Below are 15,011 nucleotides of genomic sequence, written 5' to 3' on the forward strand. Positions count from 1 at the left end.
AACCGCAATCGTAGTGGGAGTACCGTCTATGACCTCGTCCGTGCTGCTCGTGCGCGAGCACGAATCCGGGGGTGTGCAGGAGCTGCCGCCCGACCCCGGCACCGCCCGCCGGAAGCGCGCCCGCTTCACGCCGATCGTGCTGCTCGTGCCGGCCCTGATCATCCTCGCCGCCGTCATCGGCTGGCCGCTCGTGCAGCTGTTCGTGATGTCGTTCCAGGAGTTCGGCCGAGCGCAGGTCTTCGGCGCCGACGCCCCGTTCGTGGGCTTCGACAACTACGCCCGGGTGCTCGGCGACCCCCAGTTCTGGGCGGTGCTCGGCCGCAGCATCCTGTTCTGCGTCGCCAACGTCGTGACGGCGATGGTGCTCGGCACGGCCGTCGCCCTGCTGATGAACCGCGTCAACCGCTTCTTCAAGACCCTCGTCTCGGTGGGCCTGCTGCTCGCCTGGGCGATGCCGGCGCTGACCGCCACGATCGTCTGGGGCTGGATGTTCGACACCCAGTACGGCGTCGTCAACTACCTCATGGAGGCCGTCAGCGGCCAGGACTTCACCAACCACTCCTGGCTGATCGACCCGTTCTCCTTCTTCGTGGTCGCGACCATCATCGTCACCTGGGGCGCTGTGCCCTTCGTCGCCTTCACGATCTTCGCCGGGCTCACGCAGGTGCCCGACGAGGTGCTCGAGGCCTCCCAGCTCGACGGGGCCGGGGCGTGGCAGCGCTTCCGCCTGATCGTCTTCCCCTACCTCCGCTCGATCTTCGTGGTCGTGATCATCCTGCAGGTCATCTGGGACCTGCGCGTGTTCACGCAGATCTTCGCCCTCCAGGGCATCGGCGGCATCAAGGAGCAGACCTCGACCCTCGGCGTGTACATCTACCAGACCTCCATCGGCGGCGGCGACTACGGCACGGGCGGCGCCATAGCGGTGATCATGGTCATCCTGATGGTGGCGATCTCGGTGTTCTACGTGCGCCGGAGCCTGAGGGAGGAGGAGCAGTGAGCGGCGTGCGCACCAAGCGCAGCACGAGCATCCTGCTCGGGGCCGCGTCGATCGTGGTCTTCGTCTTCTCGGTCTTCCCGGTCTACTGGATGGTCAACACCTCCCTGCAGCCCAACAACGAGATCCGCGGCTCCGTGCCGAACTTCTTCCCCCAGCACCTCACCACGGCGAACTACGAGACCGTCATCTTCGACCCGGGTCGCGCGCCCTTCCTGCCGGCCCTCGGCAACTCGCTGATGGTCACCATCTCGACCGTCGTGATCGCGCTGGTCTTCGCGTTCCTCGCCTCGCTCGCGGTGACGCGCTACCGCTTCCGCAGCCGCAAGGCGTTCATCTTCGCCATCCTGATCATCCAGATGATCCCCGCCGAGGCGATGATCGTCTCGACCTACCGGGTGCTCGACGGCTGGAACCTGCTCAACACCATCGCCGGCCTCACCCTCGTCTACGTCGCGACGGTGCTGCCGTTCACCATCTGGACCCTGCGCGGTTTCGTCAACGGCGTGCCGGTGGAGCTCGAGGAGTCGGCGATGATCGACGGATGCTCGCGCACCGGCGCGTTCTGGCGGATCACCTTCCCCCTGCTGGCGCCGGGCCTCGTCGCCACCGGCGTCTTCGGCTTCATCCAGGCGTGGAACGAGTTCCTGCTCGCGCTCGTGGTGAACTCGCGCCCCGAGATGATGACGCTGCCCGTGTGGCTGCGCACCTTCCAGCAGGTCACCGGCACCACGAACTGGGCGGCGATCATGGCGGGGTCGACGCTGATGGCCATCCCGGTGATCGTGTTCTTCCTGCTGGTGCAGGGGCGCATGACCTCGGGGCTCGTGAGCGGGGCGGTGAAGGGATGAGCGGGCTCCGGTCGAGCATCCTGGGCACCCTGCTGCCCGGGTTCGAGGGCACGACGTTGCCCGAGTGGGTCGAGCGGATGCTCGGCGAGGGTCTCGCGGGCGTGTGCCTGTTCGGCGAGAACATCGTCTCGCCGGCGCAGCTCGTGGCCCTGACGGACGCTATCCGCGCGGCCAACCCCGCCGCTCTCATCGCGATCGACGAGGAGGGCGGCGACGTCACCCGGCTGTTCTACGATCGCGGGGCGCCCTATCCGGGCAACGCCGTGCTCGGCCGCCTCGACGACCTCGCGGCGACCCGTGCGGTCGGCGCCGCGGTGGGGCGGGCTCTCGCCGAGGCGGGCGTCAACCTCGACTTCGCGCCGGATGCGGACGTGAACTCGAACCCGCTGAACCCCGTGATCGGGGTGCGGAGCTTCGGCGCCGACCCGGCGCTCGCGGCCCGGCACACCGTCGCCTGGACCGAGGGACTGCAGGCCCAGGGAGTCGCCGCGTGCCTCAAGCACTTCCCCGGGCACGGGGACACGGCGCAGGACTCCCACCTCGCGCTGCCGACGGTGGACGCGCCCGCCGATGTGCTGCGGTCGCGGGAGCTCGTGCCCTTCGCCGCAGCCGTCGCGGACGGGGCCCGCACCGTGATGACGAGTCACATCGTGCTGTCGCAGCTCGACCCGGGCACGCCGGCGACGTTCTCGCGGCCGATCCTCGAGGGGATCCTGCGCGGAGAGCTCGGCTTCGACGGGGTGATCGTGACCGATGCGCTCGACATGGCGGGCGCGAGTGCCTCGATCGGCATCCCGGGGGCCGCCGTCGCGGCGCTCGCCGCGGGATGCGACCTGCTCTGCATCGGCACCAGGAACACCGGGCCGCAGCTCGACGAGATCGTCGACGCGGTGCAGGCCGCGATCGACTCGGGCCTGCTCGCGGCCGGGCGGGTCGAGGAGGCGGCCGGGCGGAACCTCGCTCTGGCGGGCTGGGCGGGTGCGGCGACTCCGTCGTCGGGAGCGGTCGGCTCAGACGGTGCGATGCCGGATGCCCGTGCCGTCGCCTCCACGTTCGCCTGGACCCCCGAGGCCGACGAGGCGCTGACCGGCCCCGGCTGGACCGTCGTGCGGGTCGACACCGCGGCCAACAGCGCCATCGGCGTCGTGCCGTGGGGCCCCTTCGCCGCGCTCGCCGCGGCCGGTGTGCACCTCGGCGTGCACGAGGTCGTCGAGGCGTCCTGGCGGGAGGAGATCGAGGACATTCCCGCCGAAGCATACGTGCTCGTGATCGGGAAGGACAACGAGCGGCGGCCGGAGGTCGTCGCCCTGATCGACGCACTCCGGGACCGGCATCCGCGGGTCGTCACCGTCGACATGGGCTGGCCCGGATCGCACGCCCGCTACGCCGGCCTCGCCACCTACGGTGCCTCGGCGCTCGTGGGCGAGGCGCTCGCCTCGGTGCTCGCCGACAGGGGGGTGCGCTCGTGAGGCTCGGGCTGGACATCGGGGGCACCAAGACCGACGTGGTCGCGGTCGACGACGGCGGAGCCGTCGTGGAGCGGGTCCGTCTCGCCACCGGATTCGGGCCGGAGGCCGTGGTCGCGACCGCGCTCGCCGGGATCGCCCGCGTCGCCGAGCTGACCGGGCGGGCGCCGTCGGACTTCGACTCGATCGGGGTGGGCATCCCGGGGCAGGTCGACGTCGTCGCCGGTACGGTGTCGCACGCGGTGAACCTCGGCTTCGACGAGCTCGCTCTCGGCGACCTCCTCGGCGAGCGGCTCGGCTGCCCGGTGAAGGTCGAGAACGACGTGAAGGCCGCCGCTCTCGGCGCCTATCACCTGATGACGGCGCAGCCGCAGCTGACCGCGCGCTCGATGGCCTACCTGAACCTCGGCACCGGGCTCGCGGCCGGACTGGTGATCGACGGCCGGCTCTGGCGGGGTGCCCGCGGGGCGGCCGGTGAGATCGGGCACATCCCGGTCGACCCGAACGGGGTGCTCTGCCCGTGCGGGCAGCGGGGCTGCCTCGAGACCGTGGCGTCGGGGAGCGCGATCGCGAGGCAGTGGTCGTCGCCCGGGGCGGCCGACCCGATCCCGGCGCGGTCGCTGATGTCCGCTGCGGATGCCGGTGACCCGGAGGCCGTGGCCATCCGCTCGCTGCTCGTCGACAACGTGGCCGCCGCCGTGCGCGTGCTCGTGCTGACCGTCGACGTCGAGATCGTGATGATCGGCGGCGGGCTGTCGAACCTGGGGGAGTGGCTGCTCGACGAGGTGCGGCGGGTTCTGACATCCTGGGCCGAGGAGTCGCCGTTCCTGGCGTCGCTCGGGCTGGAGAGCCGGGTGCTGCTCGTGCCGGCCGGGTTCCCGGCGGCCGCCGTCGGGGCCGCCCTGGTCGGGGCGCCGGCGCTCACCGCTGACGAGAGGGTGCCGACGTGGCAGAAGTGATCGTGGTCGGCAGCCGCCGCGCCGCCGGGGCGCTCGTGGCCGAGGCCATTGAGCGGCTGGTGCTGCAGCGGCCCGACGCCGTGCTGGGGCTCGCCACCGGGGACACACCGCTGCCGGTGTACCGGGCGCTCGCCGAGCGTGTGCGGGCGGGGCTCGACCTCTCGGGCGTGCGCGGGTTCGCGCTGGACGAGTACGTGGGCATTCCCGTGACGCATCCGCAGAGCTACCACTCGGTGATCGCCGCGCAGGTGACCGGGCCGCTCGGGTTGGAGCCCTCGGCCGTGCACGTGCCCGACGGGCGGACGCTCGGCATCGAGACCGCGGGGGAGCGCTACGAGGACGCCATCCTGGCAGCCGGCGGCGTCGACCTGCAGCTGCTCGGCATCGGCACCGACGGCCACATCGGCTTCAACGAGCCCGGCTCGTCGTTCGCCTCGCTGACCCGGGTCAAGACGCTCACCCGGCAGACACGGGAGGACAACGCCCGCTTCTTCGACACCGTCGAGGAGGTGCCGGTGCACAGCATCACGCAGGGGCTCGGCACGATCCTGCGGGCGCGGCGGCTGGTGCTGCTCGCGTTCGGGCGGGGCAAGGCTCGGGCGGTGGCGGCCGCGGTCGAAGGCCCGCTGACGGCGAGCGTGCCGGCGTCGGCCATCCAGCTGCACCCGCGGGCGACCGTCGTGGTCGACGAGGAGGCCGCGGCCGAGCTCACCGAGCTCGAGTACTACCGTGAGGCCTTCGCGCAGAAGCCCATCTGGGACCCGGTCATCCTCTAGCCGCCGGCCCTCGTGCGTGGCGGGTCAGCGGCGCACGGGGTCGGCGGCGTCGAAGGCCGCGAGGTCGGACGGGCGCGCGTAGCCGAGCCAGTCGCTCGGGTGGGTGCAGGCGATGGCGCCCGCGATCGCCGCGGTGCGCACCGCCTCGGCCAGGGGTGCGCCCGCGAGACGGCGAGCCAGGTAGGCGGCGGTGAAGGCGTCGCCCGCACCGACCGTGTCCACGACCGGCACCGCGAAGGCGGCCTGGTGCACGACCTCACCGCCGGCCGAGGCGCTGGCGCCGAGCGGTCCGCGCTTCACGACGGCCTCGCGCGGCCCGAGGTCGCGGAGGGCCTCGAGCAGCGCCGCCGGGTCGTCGAGGGCGGCGGGCGACCCGGTGATCAACCGCGCCTCGTCATCGCCGGCGATCACGATGTCGACGAGGGCGGCGAGCGAGCGCAGCACCGGCGCCGGATCCTCGGCCGGCCAGAGCGAGGCCCGCAGGTTCACGTCGAAGGACACGGCGCAGCCCGCCGCGCGGGCGAGCTCGACCGCCGCGAAGGCGGTCTCGCGCGCCGACGCCGAGAGCGCCGGGGTGATGCCCGTCAGGTGCAGCAGCGCGTGCTGAGCGAAGTCGATCCGGTCGAGGTCGGCCGGGGTCAACCGGCTGCCCGCGCTCCCCGCGCGGTAGTAGGTGACGGCCGTCCGCCCGGCGTGCGGGGTGTTCTTGATCATCAGCCCGGTGGGCGCCGCCGTGTCGACGATCGCCACGACCCGCACGCCCTCGCCCCGCAGCTCGCCCGCGACCCGTCGCCCGAGGGCGTCGTCGCCGACCCGCCCGAGCCAGGTGGCGTCGACCCCGAGGCGTGTCAGCCCCACGGCGACGTTGCCCTCGGCCCCGCCGGTCTCGATCCGGGCCGTCGCCAGGTGCTCGAGCCCGGCGACCCCGTCGCCCCGGATCAGCGCCATGCTCTCCCCGAGCGTCACCACCCCGCGCGTCATGTCCCCGCCCGTCATCGCTTCACCCCGCCCAGCGAGTCGACGGCGGCGCGCGACAGCTCGGCGATGCGGCCGAAGTCGCCCGCTGCGATCGCGTCGCGGGGCACCATCCAGCTGCCGCTGATCGCGAAGACCGACGGATGCGCGGCCCACGCCGCGGCCGAGGCCGCACTCACCCCACCGCTCGGCAGGAAGCGCACCCCGGGGAACGGCCCCACCAGCGCGTCGAGGTACGCCGTGCCGCCGAGCGCGCCCGCCGGGTAGAGCTTCACGTGGTCGACGCCGGCGCGCAGCGCTCGGGAGACGTCGGTGGGCGTGGCGACGCCCGGCACGACGTCGAGCCCGCGGTCGGCGCCGAGGGTCACGATCTCCTCGTCGAAGCCGGGCGCGACCGCGAAGCGCGCGCCGGCGTCGGCCGCCGCGTGCAACTGCGCCGGCGTGATCACCGTGCCGACGCCTGCGACGAACCCCGGCACCGCCGAGGCCGCGGCGAGGGCGTCGAGCGCCGCCGGGGTGCGCAGGGTGAACTCGGCGCAGCCGATGCCGCCGGCCAGCAGCGCCTCGGCCAGCCCGACGGCCTGCGCGGCGTCGTCGATGACGACGACCGGCACGATCCGCTGCCCGCCGAGCGAGGCCGGTGCCCCGCTCATCGTCCGAGCCAGCCGCCGTCGACGGGCAGCGTGATGCCGTCGACGTAGTCCGAGGCGCGGGAGGCCAGGAAGACGGTGGCGCCCGCCAGGTCGGAGGCCTCGCCCCAGCGCCCGGCCGGGATGCGGTCGAGGATCGACTGCGAGCGCGAGGGGTCGGCCCGCAGCGCCGAGGTGTTGTCGGTCGCGATGTACCCGGGCGCGATGGCGTTCACGTTCACGCCCCGCGCCGCCCACTCGTTCGACAGCGCCTTGGTCAGGCCCGCGATGCCCGACTTGGCCGCGGTGTAGCCCGGCACGTTGATGCCGCCCTGGAAGCTGAGCAGGGACGCCGTGAAGATCACCTTGCCGTGGCCGCGGTCGAGCATCCGTCGCCCCACCGCCTGGGTCAGCCGGAACTGGCTCGACAGGTTGATCTCGAGCACCCGGTACCAGGAGTCGAGCGGATGCTCGGCCGCCGGTGACCGCTCGATGGTGCCCGCGTTGTTCACCAGCACGTCGATGTCGCGCTCGGAGAGAGCGGCCCCGAGGGCGTCGACGGCGGACGGGTCGGCGAAGTCGCAGGCGAGCCCCTCGAACCGCCGCCCGGTCGCCTCGACGGCCGCGCCGACCGCACTGCCGGAGGCCGGGAGCGTCGTGCTCACACCGATGACGTCGGAACCGGCCTCGGCGAGGGCCACCGCCATGGCGAAGCCGATGCCGCGGCTGGCGCCGGTGACCACGGAGGTTGTTCCTTCGAGGGAGAAGAGCCCGCTCAGGCCCGGCCCGCTCGGGCCCGGCCCGCTCATGCCTTGCCCGCCACGTCGACGAGGATCTTCATCGCGCGACCGCTCTCGAGCTCCTCGAGCGCGGCCTGGGTCTCGGCGAGCGGCACGCGGCTCGTGATGAGCACCTCGGCCGGCACCGTGCCGTCGGCCACCAGCTCGACCGCCCGCTCGAAGTCGGTGCGCTGATAGACGCGTGCTCCGCGGATGGTCAGCTCGCGCCAGAACACCCGCTGCAGGTCGATCTCCCGCGGGGTCGGGTGGATGGCGACCACGACGAGCGTTCCCCGCACCTTCGCCAGCGCGGTCGCGCCGAGCACCGCGGCGGCTGCGCCCGAGACCTCGAACACGACGTCGGCGCCGACGCCGCCCGTCCACTCCTCGACCCAGGCGGTCTGGTCGACCGCGCGCGGGTCGACGGTGGTGAAACCGAGGGCGGCGACCTGCTCCCGGCGCCCGCCGTCGAGCTCGATCACGGCGACCTCGGCGCCGATCGAGCGGGCGACCGTGGCGATCAGCACGCCGATCGGGCCACCGCCGATCACGACCGCCTTCTCGCCGGCCTTCAGCTCGGCGCGGCGCACGTCGTGCACGGCGACGGCGACGGGCTCGACGAGAGCCGCGTGGTCGAGACGGATGCCCGCCGGCAGCGCCACGAGTGTCGACGCCGGCACGTTCCAGAGCGGCTGCAGCGCACCGGGCGAGTCGATGCCGATGAAGTCGAGGTTCTGGCAGATGTGCTCGTTGCCCGCGAGGCAGGCGGGGCAGGTGCCGTCCCAGTCCAGCGGCATGACGGTCACGGGGTCGCCGACCGACCAGCCGGAGACGCCGTCGCCGAGCGCCGCGATCTCGCCGCTCATCTCGTGACCGAACACCAGCGGGGTGCCGACCCGCGCATCCATCGAGCCGTGGAAGATGTGCAGGTCGGTGCCGCAGAGGCCGACGTGCGACACCGCGATCTGCACGGAGCCGGGCGGCGGCGGGGGAGTGGTCTCCGCCTCGGCGATCTCGATGGTGCGGTTTCGCACGTAACTGGCAGTCAGCACTGACTCGTCCTTCCGTCGTCGGAGGTCGTGCGCCGCGGGCCCTGAGGCCGCGCCTTGCGCATCGACACCCCGCGACAGTAGCATGAGCAAACGATTGAGCAAAGGGCTCGCCGCAAGGATGCGGACAGGGAGACGACGTGACCACTGCACGAGGAGCACTGCCGCTCGACGGCATTCTCGTTCTCGATTTCAGCCAGTTCCTGGCGGGGCCGGTGGCGGCCATGAGGCTCGCCGACCTCGGCGCCCGGGTGATCAAGATCGAGCGGCCGGGGTCCGGCGACATCGGCCGCACGCTCGCCTTCGCGGGCCGGACGGCCGACGGCGACACCGTGTCCTTCCACGCGATGAACCGCAACAAGGAGTCGATCACCGCCGACCTGAAGAAGCCGGCCGACCTCGACTACGTCAAGGAGCTCGTGGCGAAGGCCGACGTGCTCATCCAGAACTTCCGGCCGGGGGTGATGGAGCGGATCGGCCTCGACTACGAGTCGGTGCGCGAGCTGAACCCCTCGATCGTCTACGCCAGCGCCACGGGCTACGGCTCGGAGGGCCCGTGGGCCACACGGCCGGGCCAGGACCTGCTGGCGCAGTCCGTCTCGGGGCTGCCCTGGCTGAGCGGCTCGGCCGCCGACGGGCCCGTGCCCGTCGGGCTGTCGATCGCCGACCACCTGCTGAGCTGCCACATCGCCCAGGGGGCGACCGCCCTGCTGGTGCGGCGCTTCCGAACGGGGGAGGGCGGCCTGGTCGAGTCGAGCCTGCTCGAGGCGATGCTCGACCTGCAGTTCGAGCTGCTGAGCGTGCGGCTGAACGACGACTCCATCGCGGTGAAGCGGCACGGCGAGCACTCCGCGCACGCCTTCCTGGCGGCGCCCTACGGCACCTACCCGACGCTCGACGGGTACATCGCGCTGGCGATGAACCCCATCCCGAAGCTCGGCGAGCTGCTGGAGCTCCCCGAGCTGACCGGCATGGTCGATCCGCAGCAGGCGTGGGACGAGCAGGAGCGCATCGAGGCGCTGCTCGCCGAGCGCTTCGCGACCGGCAGCACCGAGCACTGGCTCGGCATCCTCGACGCGGCCGACGTCTGGTGCGCACCGGTGCTGACGCTCGACGAGCTGCTCGACAGCGAGGGGTTCGCCGCCATCCGCATGACGCAGGAGGTGGAGCGGCGCGGCACCACGCTGACCACGACCCGCAGTCCGCTGCGCGTCGACGGACAGATCCTCAGCAGCCGCAAGGCCGCCCCGCTGCTCGGCGAGGACGACGAGCGGGTGCGCGCCGAGTTCCCGGACACGGGCCGTGCCACGGTAGCCGAGGCGAGCGGCACAGCGGCCCCCGCTGCGGGCCGTGCCCCGGCGCACGAGGCGACCGCATGACCGTCACCCTCCGCGGCATGACCTGGGAGCACGCCCGCGGTCACGGCAGCGTCGTCGCAGCCGCCGAGGCCTACCGTGCGGTCGCCCCCGACGTCGAGGTCGTCTGGGAGTACCGCTCCCTCCAGGCCTTCGCCGACTATCCGCTCGACAAGCTCACCGACCGCTACGACCTGCTGGTGATCGACCACCCGCACATCCCGATCGCGGCCGTCGAGGGCCTCTTCGCCCCGCTCGACGGAACCGGCCACGACGACGAGCTCGAGCTGCTCGCCCGGCAGTCGGTCGGCGCGTCCCACCGCTCCTACTCCTACGCCGGACGCCAGTGGGGGCTCGCCAGCGACGCCGCCGCCCAGGTCTCGGCGTTCCGCGCCGACCTCATCGACGCCGCGCCCACCGACTGGGACGAGGTCATCGCGCTCGCCGAGGAGGGCCGTGTGCTCTGGCCCTACAAGCCGGTCGACGCCTTCTCGAGCCTCGTCACCGTCGCCTCCGGGCTGGGGGAGGAGCCGATGCGCACGCCCGGCGTCTTCCTCCGCGCCGAGACCCTCGGCTCCGCGATGGCGGTGCTCCGCCGCCTCGCCGCACTCGTGCCGCGCGAGAACGCGGGGTGGAACCCCATCCAGGTCGCCGACGCCCTGAGCGAGGGCGATCGCTACGCCTATTCGCCGCTGCTGTTCGGTTACACGAACTACAGCCGGCCGGGTTTCCGGATGCACCGACTGACGTACACCGACATCCCCCGCTCGCGGAACGGGGCGCGGGGTTCGCTGCTCGGCGGCGCCGGCATCGCGGTGTCGGCCTCGACCGCGCATCCGGTCGAAGCCATCGACCACGCCTTCTGGCTCGCCTCGGCGGCGGTGCAGGAGGGTGTCTACTACGACGGCGGCGGCCAGCCCGGCAACGCCGTCGCGTGGGAGAGCGCACGCACGAACGCCGACAGCCTCGACTTCTTCCGGGGCACGCGCGCCACCCTCGAGGGCGCCTACCTGCGACCCCAGCACCCGCACTACATCGAGCTGCAGAACGAGGCGTCCGAGCACGTCACCGCGGCCCTTCTCGGCGAGCTCGACGACGACGAGCTGCGCCGCCGCCTCGACGACGCCGTCGCGCGCCACCTCGGCGACGACATCGCCGACACCGGCACCGCGCGCACCGCCCCGCGCACCACCGAGCAGGAGACCTCCGCATGAGCACCGTCGACCGCTACTACGACGACATCGCGATCGGCGAACGTCGCGACACCACCGGCCGCACCATCACCGAGGCCGACATCGTGCTGCACGCCGGCCAGACCGGCGACTTCTTCCCGCACCACATGGACGCCGAGTGGATGGCCACCCAGCCGGCCGGGCAGCGCATCGCCCACGGCACGCTCATCCTCTCGGTCGCGGTGGGCATGACGGCGGGGGACATCAACCCGCAGGCGATGAGCTACGGCTACGACCGCATCCGCTTCATCAAGCCGGTGTTCATCGGCGACACCATCCGCGTGAGCGCCGAGATCGTCGACCGGGTGCCGCACGCGAAGCGCCCCGAGCAGTTCGGCTACGTGCACGAGCTCGTGACGGTCACCAACCAGCGCCAGGAGACCGTGCTCGTGCTGACCCACCTGTACCTCGTCTCGGTGCGCCCCTCCGCGTGATCGCGGCGCGGCGGAACCTAGACTGAGCGCATGGCGACCCTCAGCGACGTGGCGACCATGGCCGGGGTCTCCGTCTCGGCCGTCTCGCGCGTGCTCACCGGGGCGGCGGATGCGCGGGTCAGCGACGCGACCCGCAAGCGCATCACCGACGCCGCCCGCGAGCTCGACTACCGCCCCAACTACGCCGCCCGGGCGCTGAAGTTCTCGCGCACCAACGTGGTCGCCCTCGTGGTGCCCGACCTCACCAATGCCATCGTCAGCGAGCTCATGCGCGGCGTCGAGGACGAGGGCTACGAGAAGAAGTACATGGTGCTGCTCGCCCGCGCCGAGAGCGAGCTCGAGGAGTACGCGCTGCCCCGCCTGATCAAGGAGGGCCGGATCGACGGTGCCCTGGTGCAGGCCGCCGACGCGATGGAGCCCGCCGAGCTGAGCGAGCAGATCGACAGCCGCCTGCCGGTCGTCTACGTCAACTCCAACCACCCCGCCGACGGCGGCTACGTCGACCTCGAGGACGAGCTCGGCACCCGCATCGCCACCCGGCACCTGATCGGGCAGGGGCACAAGCGCATCGCCTTCGTGGGCGGCCTGCCCTCCTCGGTCACCGGCCGGCGCCGGGAGCAGGGCTTCCGCGACGAGATGGCGAGCGCCCGCCTGCCCGTCGACGAGCACTTCGTCACCTCCCTCGGCTACGAGCTCGTCGTGGGCCGGGCGGCGGTCGGCCCACTGCTCGACGCGGATGCGCGGCCCACCGCGATCGTCGTGGCCAACATCAACGCCGCCTTCGGTGTGCTGCTCGAGCTGCGCAGTCGCGGGGTGAGCGTGCCGCACGACATCTCCGTGGTGGCGATCCACGACGCGTGGACGGCCGACAACTCCTGGCCGCCGCTGACCACCGTGAAGATGCCGCGGTACGAGCTCGGCCGGCGGGCGATGGCGGCGCTCTACGACCGGATCCACGGAGGCACGGTGCCGCGGCTCGTGGTCTCCGACCCGGCACCGCAGCTGATCATCCGCGAGTCGACGGTCGCGCCGCGGCCCTGACCGCCGTCCCGTCGATCGCCGCGTGGCACTCGACGCGGTGCCGCGCGTCGTGAACAATCGATTGTGCAGATCCGGGCCGCAGCCGCGGCGCGGAGGAGTTCGAGGAGGAACACGCATGCCCTTTCCCGTCATCGACGCCCACCAGCACGTCTGGGATCCGGCCCGCGCCGAGTACAGCTGGCTCGGTCCGCAGCACGCGCCGATCGACGGCGCCATGTCCTTCGAGCAGCTGCAGCCCGAACTCCAGGCGGCGGGCGTCGGCTTCACCGTGCAGGTGCAGTCGGCCGACAACAGCGACGACACGGCGGTGATGCGGGGGTCGGCGGCCGAGCATCCCGAGGTCGCCGGCATCGTGGGCTGGGTGCCGCTGGACCGGCCCGAGGAGGCGGCCGCGATGCTCGAGGGCTGGCGCGACGACAGCCTGATGGTGGGGGTGCGCAACCTCATCCACGACCGCGCCGACGCCGACTGGCTGCTGCGCCCCGAGGTCGACGAGGGCCTCGGCGTGCTGGAGGAGGCGGGGCTGCCGTTCGACGTGGTGGCCGTGCTGCCGCGCCATCTGGAGCTGATTCCGATCATCGCCGAGCGCCACCCGCGCCTGAGGATGGTGATCGACCATCTCGCCAAACCGCCGATCGGGCTCGACTCCTGGGAGCCCTGGTCGACGCTGATCGCCGAGGCCGCCGCCGTGCCGACCGTCTACGGCAAGGTGAGCGGTCTCTACTCGGCGACCGGCGACGAGGGTGCGTGGACGACCGACACCGTGCGGCCCGCCTTCGAGCGGGCCGTCGAGGTGTTCGGCGTCGAGCGGCTGATGTACGGCGGCGACTGGCCGATCTCGGCGCTCGCCGGTGGCTACACGCGGGTCTGGCAGGGACTGCAGCCGCTGTTCGCCGAGCTGTCCGAAGCCGAACGCGAGCAGCTCCTCGGCCGCACGGCGGCGCGCTTCTACGCCCTCGACCCGGCCAGGATCGGGCTGGCGCACGACGCGCCGAATTGATTTGAGCAAACGTTTGACTAGTGGCCCTCGATGGGGATAGCGTGACAGCGGCACCAAGCGGGGAATCCCGTTCGCCAGGCAAACCGCAGTGTTCGGCCCCTTGCCCGCACTGCTCTCAACAGGGAGTGTCAATGAAGACAACAAGATTCCTCACAGCAGGTGTCGCCCTTGCCGCAACCGCCCTTCTGATGGCGGGCTGCGCGAGTGGTGGAACCACGACGACCGGGGGCGCTCAGACCGACTCCGGCGGCAAGATCACGGTCTGGGTCGACCCGCCTCGGGTGCCCGCGGCCGAGGCCTTCAAGGAGGCCTACCCCGACATCGAGATCGACATCGTGCAGATCGACGGAACGGTCGGAGGCCAGACCGTGCGTCAGGCCTTCGCGAACTTCGACTCGGCCGGGAAGGGCTGGCCCGACGCCATCTTCTTCCCCTCGAACGACGACATCGCCTGGGCCACGAACTCCACGAGCAACTACGCCGCCGACCTCGGCGAGCTGATGCCCGACACGATCGAGGGCTACGACCCCGCGGTCATCTCGTTCTGCGACATCGACGGGGCCATCCGCTGCCTCCGCAACGACGCCGCCCCCGACGTGTTCTGGTACAACAAGGCCTTCTTCGACGAGAAGGGCTACACCGTGCCCACCACGTGGGAGGAGTACGGCGAGCTGTCCGTCAAGATCGCCCAGGAGAACCCGGGCAAGATCTCCGGCTTCCTCGGCGACGCCTACGCGGTCAACCGCTACCTGCAGGCCGCGGGCTGCCCCACGAACGACCGCGTCTCGGAGTCGGAGGCGCACATCGACCTCTCCGACCCGAACTGCGTGCGCGCCACCGAGCTGCTCGACCAGATGCAGGCCGGCGGAGCCCTCTCGACCCAGGGCATCTTCGACGGCGACGCCGCCGAGGCCGGAGCCAACCTGGTGATGAGCCCCGGGGCAGTGTGGTGGGGCAACTACCTCTTCCGCGACACCTGGAAGATCCCGGCCGGCCAGATGACCGCGGTCGCCCCGCTGAAGTGGGACGGCGAGTCGGAGCCCTCGACGGGCAACGAGGGCGGCGGCCTCTGGGGCGTCTCCTCGCACATCACCGGCAAGCAGCTCGAGAACACGCTCACCTTCGCGAAGTTCGTCGCCACCGACCCGCGCTGGCAGGTCGACCTGAGCACGGGCCTGCCCGGCTACGGCCCGGTGCAGGAGGACTGGCTGGCGAAGATCGCCGACGACGCCTACTTCGCCGACGTCGCGACGACGCAGGAGGCGTTCAAGAGCGCTCTCGGAGTCGTGCAGCCCTACTCGTACATGCTGTACGACACCGGTTCGGTCTGGACCCAGACGGTGCCCTCGACGCTGATCGGCGGAGGCTCCGCCACGGACGCCATCAAGGCGTTCGGCGACGAGCTCGTCAACCAGGCCAAGTCCGTCGGCTACACGGTCGTGGCCGAGTAGCCGAACACCGAGCGGGC

Annotated in this window: 15 protein-coding genes; 11 read left to right on the forward strand and 4 right to left on the reverse strand. The window is 72.0% G+C overall.

The window, feature by feature from the left end; genetic code table 11:
• The first annotated feature begins 28 nt into the window (after positions 1-28).
• Genes BJ984_RS07670 through BJ984_RS07690 form a run of 5 tightly spaced genes read left to right on the forward strand, consistent with a single transcriptional unit; the run spans position 29 to position 5,049 of the window.
• Positions 29-1,000 carry a carbohydrate ABC transporter permease gene (locus BJ984_RS07670; protein WP_179547503.1) on the forward strand — a complete coding sequence of 324 codons (972 nt, stop codon included), beginning with the start codon at positions 29-31 and terminating at the stop codon, positions 998-1,000.
• Complete coding sequence (locus BJ984_RS07675) at positions 997-1,848, forward strand: carbohydrate ABC transporter permease (protein WP_173183412.1); 852 nt, start codon at positions 997-999, stop codon at positions 1,846-1,848. Before BJ984_RS07670 ends, BJ984_RS07675 begins: the two co-directional genes overlap by 4 nt.
• Positions 1,845-3,317 (forward strand): glycoside hydrolase family 3 protein, encoded by a 1,473-nt coding sequence (locus BJ984_RS07680; RefSeq protein WP_179547504.1) that lies wholly within the window; start codon positions 1,845-1,847, stop codon positions 3,315-3,317. Before BJ984_RS07675 ends, BJ984_RS07680 begins: the two co-directional genes overlap by 4 nt.
• Positions 3,314-4,273, forward strand: coding sequence for an ROK family protein (locus BJ984_RS07685; RefSeq protein ID WP_179547505.1), 960 nt, complete (start codon positions 3,314-3,316; stop codon positions 4,271-4,273). The genes BJ984_RS07680 and BJ984_RS07685 overlap by 4 nt, the downstream gene beginning before the upstream one ends.
• Complete coding sequence (locus BJ984_RS07690) at positions 4,261-5,049, forward strand: glucosamine-6-phosphate deaminase (RefSeq protein WP_179547506.1); 789 nt, start codon at positions 4,261-4,263, stop codon at positions 5,047-5,049. The genes BJ984_RS07685 and BJ984_RS07690 overlap by 13 nt, the downstream gene beginning before the upstream one ends.
• A 24-nt stretch (positions 5,050-5,073) precedes the next feature.
• Here the strand turns inward: BJ984_RS07690 and BJ984_RS07695 are convergent, their stop codons facing one another.
• Genes BJ984_RS07695 through BJ984_RS07710 form a run of 4 tightly spaced genes read right to left on the reverse strand, consistent with a single transcriptional unit; the run spans position 5,074 to position 8,484 of the window.
• Positions 5,074-6,045, reverse strand: coding sequence for a sugar kinase (locus BJ984_RS07695; protein ID WP_218870002.1), 972 nt, complete (start codon positions 6,043-6,045; stop codon positions 5,074-5,076).
• The gene (gene eda, locus BJ984_RS07700) at positions 6,042-6,677 is read right to left on the reverse strand and encodes a bifunctional 4-hydroxy-2-oxoglutarate aldolase/2-dehydro-3-deoxy-phosphogluconate aldolase (RefSeq protein ID WP_179547507.1); all 636 of its coding nucleotides are present in this window, start codon (positions 6,675-6,677) and stop codon (positions 6,042-6,044) included. The genes BJ984_RS07695 and eda overlap by 4 nt, the downstream gene beginning before the upstream one ends.
• Positions 6,674-7,462: an SDR family oxidoreductase gene (locus tag BJ984_RS07705; RefSeq protein WP_218870005.1), complete on the reverse strand. Its 789-nt coding sequence runs from the start codon at positions 7,460-7,462 to the stop codon at positions 6,674-6,676. Before BJ984_RS07705 ends, eda begins: the two co-directional genes overlap by 4 nt.
• Positions 7,459-8,484, reverse strand: a complete 1,026-nt coding sequence (locus BJ984_RS07710; protein ID WP_271206446.1) for a zinc-dependent alcohol dehydrogenase — start codon at positions 8,482-8,484, stop codon at positions 7,459-7,461. Before BJ984_RS07710 ends, BJ984_RS07705 begins: the two co-directional genes overlap by 4 nt.
• Before the next feature lie 137 nt (positions 8,485-8,621).
• Between BJ984_RS07710 and BJ984_RS07715 the strand changes: the two genes are divergently transcribed.
• The 6 genes from BJ984_RS07715 to BJ984_RS07740 all read left to right on the forward strand — a co-directional run bounded on the left by BJ984_RS07715 (position 8,622) and on the right by BJ984_RS07740 (position 14,994).
• Positions 8,622-9,860 carry a CaiB/BaiF CoA transferase family protein gene (locus tag BJ984_RS07715; protein WP_179547509.1) on the forward strand — a complete coding sequence of 413 codons (1,239 nt, stop codon included), beginning with the start codon at positions 8,622-8,624 and terminating at the stop codon, positions 9,858-9,860.
• On the forward strand, positions 9,857-11,050 hold the full coding sequence (locus BJ984_RS07720; RefSeq protein WP_179547510.1) for an extracellular solute-binding protein: 1,194 nt from the start codon (positions 9,857-9,859) through the stop codon (positions 11,048-11,050). Before BJ984_RS07715 ends, BJ984_RS07720 begins: the two co-directional genes overlap by 4 nt.
• Positions 11,047-11,502, forward strand: coding sequence for a MaoC/PaaZ C-terminal domain-containing protein (locus BJ984_RS07725; protein WP_179547511.1), 456 nt, complete (start codon positions 11,047-11,049; stop codon positions 11,500-11,502). Before BJ984_RS07720 ends, BJ984_RS07725 begins: the two co-directional genes overlap by 4 nt.
• Positions 11,503-11,532: 30 nt before the next feature.
• Positions 11,533-12,543 carry a LacI family DNA-binding transcriptional regulator gene (locus tag BJ984_RS07730; RefSeq protein WP_179547512.1) on the forward strand — a complete coding sequence of 337 codons (1,011 nt, stop codon included), beginning with the start codon at positions 11,533-11,535 and terminating at the stop codon, positions 12,541-12,543.
• Positions 12,544-12,658: 115 nt separating this feature from the next.
• The gene (locus tag BJ984_RS07735; RefSeq protein ID WP_179547513.1) at positions 12,659-13,543 is read left to right on the forward strand and encodes an amidohydrolase family protein; all 885 of its coding nucleotides are present in this window, start codon (positions 12,659-12,661) and stop codon (positions 13,541-13,543) included.
• 131 nt (positions 13,544-13,674) lie between these two features.
• On the forward strand, positions 13,675-14,994 hold the full coding sequence (locus BJ984_RS07740) for an ABC transporter substrate-binding protein (RefSeq protein WP_173183425.1): 1,320 nt from the start codon (positions 13,675-13,677) through the stop codon (positions 14,992-14,994).
• The last annotated feature ends 17 nt before the right edge of the window (positions 14,995-15,011 follow it).

It is taken from the genome of Herbiconiux flava, assembly GCF_013409865.1.
In the GTDB taxonomy this organism is placed as follows: Bacteria; Actinomycetota; Actinomycetes; order Actinomycetales; family Microbacteriaceae; genus Herbiconiux; species Herbiconiux flava.

Coding starts and splice junctions, on each gene's coding strand:
- BJ984_RS07670 (WP_179547503.1), top strand. CDS start 29: ATGACCTCGTCCGTGCTGCTCGTGCGCGAGCACGAATCCGGGGGTGTG.
- BJ984_RS07680 (WP_179547504.1), top strand. CDS start 1,845: ATGAGCGGGCTCCGGTCGAGCATCCTGGGCACCCTGCTGCCCGGGTTC.
- BJ984_RS07695 (WP_218870002.1), bottom strand. CDS start 6,045: ATGACGGGCGGGGACATGACGCGCGGGGTGGTGACGCTCGGGGAGAGC.
- eda (WP_179547507.1), bottom strand. CDS start 6,677: ATGAGCGGGGCACCGGCCTCGCTCGGCGGGCAGCGGATCGTGCCGGTC.
- BJ984_RS07705 (WP_218870005.1), bottom strand. CDS start 7,462: ATGAGCGGGCCGGGCCCGAGCGGGCCGGGCCTGAGCGGGCTCTTCTCC.
- BJ984_RS07720 (WP_179547510.1), top strand. CDS start 9,857: ATGACCGTCACCCTCCGCGGCATGACCTGGGAGCACGCCCGCGGTCAC.
- BJ984_RS07725 (WP_179547511.1), top strand. CDS start 11,047: ATGAGCACCGTCGACCGCTACTACGACGACATCGCGATCGGCGAACGT.
- BJ984_RS07730 (WP_179547512.1), top strand. CDS start 11,533: ATGGCGACCCTCAGCGACGTGGCGACCATGGCCGGGGTCTCCGTCTCG.
- BJ984_RS07735 (WP_179547513.1), top strand. CDS start 12,659: ATGCCCTTTCCCGTCATCGACGCCCACCAGCACGTCTGGGATCCGGCC.
- BJ984_RS07740 (WP_173183425.1), top strand. CDS start 13,675: ATGAAGACAACAAGATTCCTCACAGCAGGTGTCGCCCTTGCCGCAACC.